Source organism: Micromonospora yasonensis, from assembly GCF_026013475.1.
GTDB lineage: Bacteria > Actinomycetota > Actinomycetes > Mycobacteriales > Micromonosporaceae > Micromonospora > Micromonospora yasonensis.
On the sequence record NZ_JAPDPH010000062.1, the window covers coordinates 23632 to 33329 of the forward strand.

A 9698-nucleotide genomic window follows, 5' to 3' on the forward strand; every position below is an offset into this window, starting at 1 on the left:
GGCCGGGTTGGGTCCCACCGCACCGACCGGCCACGCCGGGGTCGGCGCGTGCTACCGGAGCCGGCCGAAGTACGCGTCGGCGAGCGCGTCGGACCCGGCGACGTCGGTGGCCGGCCGATCCAGGATCACCCGGCCCACGTCCAGCACGGTGACCCGGTCGGCGACCTCGAGAGCAGCCGCCACGGCCTGCTCGACCAGCAGGATTCCGATCCCGGTGGCCTTGAGTGCGGCGACCGTGGCCATCACCTCGGCGACCACCGACGGCGCCAGGCCACCCGACGGTTCGTCGAGCATGAGCAGCGACGGCTGGGCCATCAGGGCCTGCCCGATGGCGAGCATCTGCTGCTGTCCGCCGGACAACTGGCCCGAGGCCACGTGCCGGCGCTGCGCCAGGGCCGGGAACATCTCGTAGATCGGGTCGAGCTCAACCAGCAGCTTCCGCTTGTTCAGCCCGCGCGTGTAGCCACCGAGCAGCAGGTTCTCCTCGATCGTACGGCGACGGAAGATCCGCTTGCCCTCCTGCACGAGTCCGATGCCGGCCCGCACCCGTTGGTGCGGCGGCATGCCGGTGATGTCCCGGGCGCGCAGCGCGACCGAGCCGGCGTCCGCCCGGTTCAACCCGGCGATCGCCCGGAGCGTCGTGGTCTTGCCGGCGCCGTTGCGCCCGAGCAGCACGGTGATCTCACCGGCGCGGACCTGCAACGAGGCGTCCCAGACCGCGCGGATGTCGCCGTACCCGCTGGCCAGGCCACGGACCTCCAACAGCGGGCTCGCCACAGTGGTCGGACTGCTCACGGGTGGACCTCCTGCCGCACGCCGAGGTACTCGGAGAGCACCCGGGGGTGGTTCTCGATCTCATCGGGCGTACCCGAGGCGATCAGCTCGCTCTGCGCCAGCACATGGATGGCGTCGGCCAGGTCGAGCACCAACCGGAAGTTGTGCTCGACCAGGATCACCGTGGTGCCCGCGGCGCGAATCGCGCGGATCAGCTCGGCGAGCCGGTCGATCTCGTCCTCGTCGAGGCCGGAGGCGACCTCGTCGAGCAGGAGCACCTTGGGCCGGGCCACCAGCGCCCGCGCCACCTCGAGCAGCCGCCGGGTGCCCAGCGGCAGGGACGCCGCCTCCACGTCGGCCAGCCTCGCGGCGCCGACCAGGCGCAGCACGTCGTCTACCTCGGCTCGATCGGCGGCCGCCGCGCGCCGGTAGCGAGGCAGCCGGAGGATCGCGGCCGCCATCCCGACGTGGCGCGGCGAGTACGCCCCGGCGGCGACCGCCTCCCGTACGGTGATGTGCTGCGGGAACAGCGGCGTCTGGAAGGTCCGGGCGACCCCCGCCCGAGCGACGTCGTGCGTGCTACGTCCGGTGATCTCCGCGTCCCCGAGGTGGATCGACCCGGAGTCGATCCGGTAGTAGCCGCAGATCACGTTGAGCAGGGTGGTCTTGCCGGATCCGTTCGGGCCGATCAGGGCGGTGATCTGCCCGGGCACGGCGGTCAGCGTGACCCCGCCCAACGCCTGCAGGCCGCCGAAGCGCTTACGTACGTCGGTCACCTCGAGCCGGGCACCGGTCAGCGGTGGCAGCGCGGGGCCGTCGGGTGCCGGGCCGGCCGGCGCGGCCTCGCCGGTGGCGAGCACGTCCGGCGTGGGTCGCCAGCGCGCCGCCAGCCGGGCGACGGCCCGGTCGGCGAGCCCGGCGAGGCCGTTGGCCACCAGCGTGCCGGCGAGGATGAGGAAGATTCCGTAGACGATCTGGGTGTACTGCTCGAACTCGGTGGAGCGCAGCGGACCGTACTGCATCACCGCGGCGCCGACGAAGGGTCCGTAGATGCTCTTGGCGCCGCCCAGGATCGAGGCGGCCAGCACGGTCACGGCGAGCGTGAAGCCGAACGAGTGCGGCGCGAGGTACTTGTCCACATAGGCGAAGAGGGCCCCGGCGATGCCGGCCGGAATCGCGCCGATCGCGTACGCGGTCAGCTTCATCCGGTAGACCGAGATGCCGAGCGACGAGGCCAGGATCGGGCTCTCCCGCAGGACCTGGAAGGCGACCCCGTGCCGGGACGTGATCAGATTGCGCATCAGCGCGAACCAGCAGACGGTGATCACCGCGACGACGACGTACATATCGAGGCTGCTCAACTCCGCGCCGAAGAGCCGGGGGCGGGGGATGCCGACCATGCCCACGGCCCCGCCGGTGTAGTGCTCGAGCAGGTCGAGGAACTGCGGGACCAGCAACACCAGGAAGAACGACGTCATGGCCAGCGACCAGCCGCCGAGACGCAGCCCGGGCACCCCGGAGACCAGTCCGACCACCAGCGCCGCGGCGGCCGCGACGAGCACGAGCAGTGCCAGGTCGTTGACCCAGTGCATGGCGAGGTAGCCGGTCAGGTACGCGCCGGTGGCGTACATGGCGGCCTGTCCGAGGGCCAACTCACCGGCGTACCCGAAGCTCAGGTTCAGCCCGCTGGAGAGCAGGGCCAGGATGCAGGTGAGCAGCAGCAGCCGCCGGGTGCCGGAGCTGATGCCGAGCCAGGGCGCCGCGACCAGCAGCACCCCCAGCACCAGGGGGATCGTCCAGGACGGCAGGGCACGGAGCTGACGGGGAAGGGCCATGGTCACACCATCCGTTCCCGTGTCGTGCCGAACAGGCCGGTGGGTTTGAGCATCAGGATCAGCAACAGGACGACGAACACCATGATCGTGGGCAACTGGCTGCCCAGCCAGCGCCCGGTCAGCGATTCGACGAGTCCCACGAGAAAGCCGCCGAGCAGCGCCCCGGGCAGGCTGCCGAAGCCGCCGATGGCCAGCGCCACGAAGCCCTTGAGCGCCAGCGCCGCGGCCAGGGTGGAGACCGCGAACGTCTTCGGGCCGACGAGCGGGCCGGTCAGGCCGGCCAGCACCCCGGTGAAGACGAAGGCCCCCAGGGCGAGCCGCTTGACGTTGATTCCGCGCAGCAGCGCCGCGTCCCGGTCCTCGGCCATGGCCAGCAGGGCCAGCCCGGTCAGCGACCGACGGCTGTAGACGATCATCGCCACCGCTATCGCGACGACGCTGACGACCAGCACCACCTCGGGGACGCTGATCCGGCCGCCGAGCAGTGTGAAGGTGGCGTCCGAGCCGACGGCCGGAACCTTCAGCACCTGGTCGCCCCAGATCAGTCGGGTGGTGCCGTCGAGGAGGGTGGCCATGCCGAGGGTGGTGACCAGGTGGGCGTGCGCGCCCTTGACCGGCCGGATGGCCACGAACTCCTCGAGCAGGGCGATGAGCCCGACGCCGACCGCCGCGATGGCGAAGATCAGCAGGACCGGGAGCTCGGCGACGACGAGGCCCCAGTACGTCACGAAGATCGCGAACATCATGAGTTGCGCGTGTGCGAAGTTGAACGTCGTGTATGCGATGAAGACGACGTTGTAGCCGATCGCGATCAGGGCGTACACGGCCCCGATCGACAGGCCGGACCAGATCGGTGTCACCGCACCTCCTCTCGGTCGCCGTGGCGGCGGTCACGCCGATTGAGGAACTATAGCGAGCCAACCAAGCGCTTGCTACTGTCGACGCGAAGTCGCCACAGTCGATTCCGGGGAGTCGCCGATGAGCGCCGTGCCGCCCCTGCCGCTCGGGATCTCCCCCGCGGTCCCCGGTTGGCTGGCCGAGCACCTGCCGGGGCTGCGGCCGCCGATCGAGTTCACCCGGTTGGCCGGCGGTCGCTCCAACCTCACGTACCTGGTCACCGACGCGGCCGGCGTACGCCGGGTGCTCCGCCGGCCACCGCTCGGCTCGCACGCGGCGACGGCGCACGACGTGCTTCGCGAGGCGCGCCTGCTGGACGGGCTCGCGGGCGAGGTACCGGTGCCCGCCGTCCTCGCCATCTGTGCGGACGATTCGGTCACCGACGCGCCCTTCGTGGTGCTGGAACACCTGGACGGCCTGGTGCTGCGCGACCCGGCCGGCGTCGAGGCATCGCTGAGCGTGGCGCAGCGGCGGCTGGTGGGTCCGGCGTTGATCGATGCGATGGTGACGCTGCACCGGGTGGACCCGGCGCGGGTCGGCCTCGGCGCCCTGACGGCGCGCCGCGACCACGTGACCCGGCAGCTACGGCGGTGGTACGGGAACTGGCGGCGCGGTGGCACCCGCGAGCTGCCCGATCTCGAGGCGGCACACGCGCGCCTGGCCGAGCTCGTTCCCGAGCAGCGCCGTACCGCCATCGTCCACGGCGACTACCGGCTGGACAACTGCGTCCTCGACCCGTCGATGGCCGTACAGGGCATCCTCGACTGGGAGCTGACCACGGTCGGCGACCCGCTGGTCGACCTGGGGCAGTTCCTCGTCTACTGGGCGGAGCCGGCCGACGAGCGCACCGCGCTGCACGCGCCGCCGACCGCGGCCCCCGGCTTCTCCAGCCGGGCCGAGCTGGCCGAGCGGTACTGCGCCGCGACGGGCGAGGACCCGGCCGCGCTGGACTACCACCTCGCCTTCAGCTGGTGGAAGACGGCCTGCATCGTCGAAGACGTCTACACCCGGATGCGCCGGGGCGCCATGGGCGTCACCGACCGCTCCCCCGAGTCCTTCGCCGAGCAGGCTGCGGCGCTGGCCGCGCAGGCTCGCCGGGCAGCCGCGCGCCTGGGCGCGCCCCGGTGACCTCCATCGGTCCGACACCCGGTAAACGTTCATGGGCACCGCAGTAGCGACCACGCGTCGGATCGTGGCATCCTGCGTGAGCAAATCGGCACCGACTCCCACAGGGATCGATCCCTGACCTACCCGCCCGGGGGTGCGCACGCCACGGGGACGCGCCCTGACGGTCGGGGGCGCCGGTCGAGGACGGTCGGCCCGGCGGAACGGGCGCGCCGGGAACACTCTTGTAACAAGCGCTTGGTAGGCTAGGTGACGCCCCGAATGCCGCCGACGGCAGTGACCGTACGCCTCGGGGTCGAACACGATCCGTCCCGTCTAGTTGTCTGTGAGGAAACATTGGTGCGAGAGCCTGGGGACCGGCGCGAGGCGATCCTCGACACCGCCGCCGCCCTGTTCGCCCGCAAGGGGGTGGCGGCGACCACCGTCCGCCAGATCGCCGACGAGGTCGGCATCCTCTCCGGCAGCCTTTACCACCACTTCGATTCCAAGGAGGCCATGGTCGACGAGATCATCTCGTCGTTCCTGCGGGACCTCAAGGATCGGTACGCGAAGGTGCTGGCCCAGGAGGCCGACGCGCGCGCCCGGCTGCACGACCTGATCGTGGCGTCGTTGGAGGTGGTCGAGGCGCACCCGCACGCCGCCGAGATCTACCAGAACGACGTCAACTACCTGCTGGGGATCGAACGCTTCAGCTACCTTCGCAACGCCGGCCGCCAGGTGCAGGACACCTGGCTCAAGGTGATCGAGGCCGGCGTCGCCGAAGGCGTGTTCCGGGGCGACCTGGACGCGAAGATCCTCTACCGGCTGATGCGCGACGCGGTGTGGCTGTCGGTGCGCTGGTTCAAGCCGAGCAAGGGGTACCCGATCGCCAAGCTGGCCGAGGACGCCACCTCGCTCTTCCTGGACGGCCTCACCGCCAAGGGCGCCTGAGCGCGGGCGGCGCCGGAGGCACCGGGCCGCCCGCTCCGCTCAGGAGAGCCGCTCCAGCACCATCGCCATCCCCTGCCCGCCCGCGGTGCACATGGTCTCCAGGCCGAACTGCTTGTCGCGGAAGCGCAGTCCGTTGATCAGGGTGGTGGCGATGCGGGCTCCGGTCATGCCGAAGGGGTGACCGAGCGCGATCGCCCCGCCGTGCACGTTGACCCGCTCCGGGTCGACACCGAGCATCCGGCAGGACGGGATGACCTGCGCCGCGAACGCCTCGTTGATCTCGACGAGGTCGATGTCCCCGATGGACATCCCGGCGTTCGCCAACGCGCGCCGGCTCGCCTCCACCGGCCCCAGGCCCATGATCTCCGGGCTGACCGCGGAGACGCCGGTGGCCACGATCCGCGCCAGCGGGGTGAGCCCGAGCTGACGCGCCCGGACGTCGCTCATCACGACGAGCGCGGCGGCACCGTCGTTGAGCGGACAGCAATTGGCCGCGGTGACCGTCCCATCGGGACGGAACGCCGGCTGCAGGGCGCTCACCTTCTCCAGCGTCACCCCGGCGCGTGGCGAGTCGTCGCGGCTGACCAGGGTGCCGTCGGGCAGGGCCACCGGGGTGATGTCGAGCTCCCAGAAGCCGTCGGCCGCCGCCTTCTCGGCCAGGTTCTGGCTGCGTACGCCGAACTCGTCCTGCTCGCGGCGGCTGACGCCGTACCGCTGGGCGACGTTCTCCGCGGTCTGCCCCATGGCGATGTAGACGTCGGGCTCCTCGCCCGTCTCGCGCGGGTCGCGCCAGATCTCGGCGCCGCCGCGCGCGCGTCGGGCGGTCCGCTCCTCGGCAGCGGCATACCGGCTGTTGTGGGTCCTCGGCGCGCCGTCGGACTTGCCCCGGTCGTACCGGGAGACGACCTCCACCCCGGCCACCGCGAAGGCGTGCCCCTCCCCCGCCTTGATCGCGTGGAAGGCCATCCGGGCGGCCTGCAGGGAAGAGGCGCAGTAGCGCTGCACCACGGTCCCGGGCACGTCGTCCAGTCCGAGCTGGAGCGCGATCATCCGGCCGAGGTTGTACCCTTGTTCGCCGGCCGGCTGCGCGCAGCCGACCAGCACGTCATCGAGGTCGTGCGGATCCAACGCGGGCACCTGCGACACCGCCGCCCGCATGATGGCGGCGGCGAGATCATCGGCCCGCATCTCGGTCAACGACCCCTTGTACGCCCGCCCGATCGGCGAACGGGCCGCGGCCACGATCACGGCTTCTGGCACAGCATGCCCCCTACTCCTCGGCCGGTCGGTCGCTCCTGGTCGCGCCGTGTCCGCCGCGAAGCGGGCGGGCTTCGCGCGGCCTCCCGGCTGATCTCAATCCTGCCGACCAACCTAACAAGCGCTTGGTTAACGGTCAACGCGTCCAGCGTCACAGCCCGGCCCGCGCGGCGATCACCCGCCGCAGTGCCACCTCATCCCCGAGCAGCAGCCGGTTCGCGGTCGCCCGCTTGAAATGCAGATGGGCGTCGTGCTCCCAGGTGAAGCCGAGGGCGCCGTGCAACTGGATGCTCTCCGCGGTCACCGCGTAGGCGGCCCGGGTGGCAACCAGCTTCGCCAGCGGCGCCGCGATGGCGAACTCCTCGGTACCGGCCACCCGCAGCGCGTACCAGGCGCTGGAGGTCGCTGCCTCCACGGCCACGGCCAGGTCGGCGACCCGGTGCCGCAGGGCCTGAAAGTGCGCCAGCGGCACGCCGAACTGCTGCCGCGTCTTCAGGTAGTCGACCGTCAGCTCCAGGCTGGCCCGGGCGACGCCGACCGACTCGACGGCGAGCGCTGCCCACAGCAGGTCCACGGCCCGCCGCACATCGCGCCCGACCAGCGACGCCGCGGCTCCGTCGAACTCCAGCCGCGCCTGCCGCCGCGTCGGGTCCAGCGTGTCGTGCGGCGTGCGCCGGACGTCCTCGGCGCGGACGGCGTACAGGCCCGGCTCGCCGCCACAGACCGCCGCGACGACGACCATGTCGGCGACCGCGCCGTCGAGGACGTGCTCCTTCACCCCGTCGAGGACGTAGCCGTCGCCGCCGCGCCGGGCGGTGCAGGACCAGCGATCCGGCGTCCAGCCCGCGCCGGGTTCGGCCAGCGCCAGCGCGGCGATGACACTGCCGTCGGCCAACCCGGGCAGCAGGTCCGCGCCGAGCGCCGGGTCGACGGCTGCCGCGGCGACGACCGTGGACAGGTACGGCGCGGGCAGCAGCACCCGCCCGGCCTCCTCGAGGACGATGCCGACCTCCACCTCGGAGGCGCCGAAACCGCCGTGCTTCTCGTCGATCGCCAGCGCGGTGACCCCCAACTCGCCGGCGAGGCGCCGCCAGAGCGTGGCGTCGAAGCCGTCCGCGGCCCGCACCCGCGCCGAGGTGGCGTGCCGGGCCAGAAAGGTCCGCACCGTGTCACGCAGGTCCGTCTGCTCGGTGGTGAATCCGAATTCCACCCGCTCCCCCTAGCTCCGCGGCACCCGGCCGAGCAGCCGGTCGGCGATGATGTTGCGCTGGATCTCGTTGGATCCGCCGTAGATGGTGTCGGCCCGGGTGTAGAGGAACAGGCGCTGGGCGTCGCTGAGCCCACCGTCGGCAAGCGTGGCCGTCGGTCCGACCGCGCTCATCGCCAGTTCGCCGAGGCGCTGGTGCCACGGCGCCCAGAGCAGCTTGGAGACCGACGCCTCCACCCCGGGCAGGTCCCCCTCGGGGGTACCGAGGGTGCGCAACGCCTGGTGGCGCAGGGTCTGCAGGCCCACCCACGCGTCCACGGCCGCGTCCCGCCACACCGGGTCGTCGTACGCGCCACTGGTTCGGGCCACGGCGAACACCTCGTCCAGCTCGCGGGCGAAACCGAGCTGCTGACCGAGGGTGGCGACGCCGCGTTCGAACGCGAGCGTCCCGGTAGCCACGCGCCAACCGTCGCCCGGCTCGCCGACGATGTTCTCCGCCGCGGTCACCGCCCCGTCGAAGAAGACCTCGTTGAACTCCGACGTTCCGGTGATCTGGGTGATCGGACGCACCTCGATGCCCGGCTGGTCCATCGGCACCAGCAGGTACGACAGCCCGCGACGCTTGGGCGCGTCGGCGTCGGTGCGGGCCAGCACGAAGCACCAGTCGGCGACGTGCGCCAGCGATGTCCACACCTTCTGGCCGGTGACCCGCCAGACGTCGCCGTCGCGGACCGCCCGGGTCTGCACCGAGGCCAGGTCGGAGCCGGCGTTCGGTTCCGAGTAGCCCTGGCACCAGAACTCGGTGGCGGCGGCGATCGGCGGCAGGAACCGCCGCCGCTGCTCCTCGGTGCCGAACGCGATCAGCGTGGGGGCGAGCAGGTACTCACCCATGTGGCTCAACCGCCCGGGGCCACCGATCCGGGCGTACTCCTCGAAGAAGATCACCTGCTGGGTGATCGTCGCACCGCGCCCACCGGCGGCCCGGGGCCAGCCCAGCCCGATCCAGCCGGCCGCGCCGAGCTCGCGCTCCCAGCGCATCCGCAGCTCGATGTTCTCGTGCTCGCGACCGGGACCGCCGGAGCCGACCAGCGCGGCGAACTCCCCGGTCAGGTGGGCGGTGAGCCAGTCACGGACGCGCTTGCGGAATTCGGCGTCCGACAGGTCGGGGATGTCGTCGACGGCAGGCATCTCAGGCTCCGTAGACCGGGGCCGGGACCGGGGCCTTGCGGATCAACTCGCGGATGACCGGACCCAGTTCGTCGGGGCGCCACCGTCGACCGGCATCCATCGCCTCGCCATGCTGCCAGCCGTCGGCGACACTGACCGCCCCGCCCGCGACCTCGAAGACCCGGCCGGTGACGTCTCCGGACTCCTCGCCGGCCAACCAGACCACGAGCGGCGAGACGTTCTCGGCCGCCATCGCGTCGAAGCCCCCGTCCGGCGTGCGCATGGCGTCGGCGAAGACGGCCTCGGTCATCGCGGTCCGGGCGGACGGGGCGATCGCGTTGACCGTGACGCCGTAGCGCGCCAGCTCCGCGGCCGCGACGACGGTGAGCGCCGCGACGCCGGCCTTGGCCGCCGCGTAGTTGCTCTGCCCGACGCTGCCCATCAGGCCGGCGCCGGAGCTGGTGTTGACCACCCGGGCGGCGACCGGCTGACCGGCCTTGGCCCGG

At 72.1% G+C, this 9698-nt stretch carries 9 protein-coding genes; 2 read left to right on the forward strand and 7 right to left on the reverse strand.

Features of this window, described 5'->3' with window-relative positions; translation table 11 throughout:
• Window positions 1–51: 51 nt before the first annotated feature.
• Genes ONA70_RS15410 through ONA70_RS15420 form a run of 3 tightly spaced genes read right to left on the reverse strand, consistent with a single transcriptional unit; the run spans window position 52 to window position 3469 of the window.
• Window positions 52–795 (reverse strand): ABC transporter ATP-binding protein, encoded by a 744-nt coding sequence (locus ONA70_RS15410; protein WP_265007114.1) that lies wholly within the window; start codon window positions 793–795, stop codon window positions 52–54.
• Window positions 792–2609 carry a branched-chain amino acid ABC transporter ATP-binding protein/permease gene (locus ONA70_RS15415; protein ID WP_265007115.1) on the reverse strand — a complete coding sequence of 606 codons (1818 nt, stop codon included), beginning with the start codon at window positions 2607–2609 and terminating at the stop codon, window positions 792–794. The genes ONA70_RS15410 and ONA70_RS15415 overlap by 4 nt, the downstream gene beginning before the upstream one ends.
• Window positions 2610–2611: 2 nt before the next feature.
• Complete coding sequence (locus ONA70_RS15420; RefSeq protein WP_265007116.1) at window positions 2612–3469, reverse strand: branched-chain amino acid ABC transporter permease; 858 nt, start codon at window positions 3467–3469, stop codon at window positions 2612–2614.
• Between the two features lie 118 nt (window positions 3470–3587).
• Between ONA70_RS15420 and ONA70_RS15425 the strand changes: the two genes are divergently transcribed.
• Complete coding sequence (locus ONA70_RS15425) at window positions 3588–4634, forward strand: phosphotransferase family protein (RefSeq protein ID WP_265007117.1); 1047 nt, start codon at window positions 3588–3590, stop codon at window positions 4632–4634.
• Between the two features lie 336 nt (window positions 4635–4970).
• Window positions 4971–5561 carry a TetR/AcrR family transcriptional regulator gene (locus tag ONA70_RS15430; protein WP_265007118.1) on the forward strand — a complete coding sequence of 197 codons (591 nt, stop codon included), beginning with the start codon at window positions 4971–4973 and terminating at the stop codon, window positions 5559–5561.
• A gap of 39 nt (window positions 5562–5600) precedes the next feature.
• Here the strand turns inward: ONA70_RS15430 and ONA70_RS15435 are convergent, their stop codons facing one another.
• From ONA70_RS15435 to ONA70_RS15450, 4 genes are all read right to left on the reverse strand, one after another.
• On the reverse strand, window positions 5601–6821 hold the full coding sequence (locus tag ONA70_RS15435) for an acetyl-CoA C-acetyltransferase (RefSeq protein WP_265007119.1): 1221 nt from the start codon (window positions 6819–6821) through the stop codon (window positions 5601–5603).
• Between the two features lie 148 nt (window positions 6822–6969).
• On the reverse strand, window positions 6970–8028 hold the full coding sequence (locus ONA70_RS15440; protein ID WP_265007120.1) for an acyl-CoA dehydrogenase family protein: 1059 nt from the start codon (window positions 8026–8028) through the stop codon (window positions 6970–6972).
• A gap of 9 nt (window positions 8029–8037) precedes the next feature.
• Window positions 8038–9186, reverse strand: coding sequence for an acyl-CoA dehydrogenase family protein (locus ONA70_RS15445; RefSeq protein ID WP_265007124.1), 1149 nt, complete (start codon window positions 9184–9186; stop codon window positions 8038–8040).
• 28 nt (window positions 9187–9214) lie between these two features.
• Window positions 9215–9698 (reverse strand): SDR family NAD(P)-dependent oxidoreductase (locus tag ONA70_RS15450; RefSeq protein ID WP_265007121.1); only part of this gene is annotated, 484 nt, incomplete at its 5' end.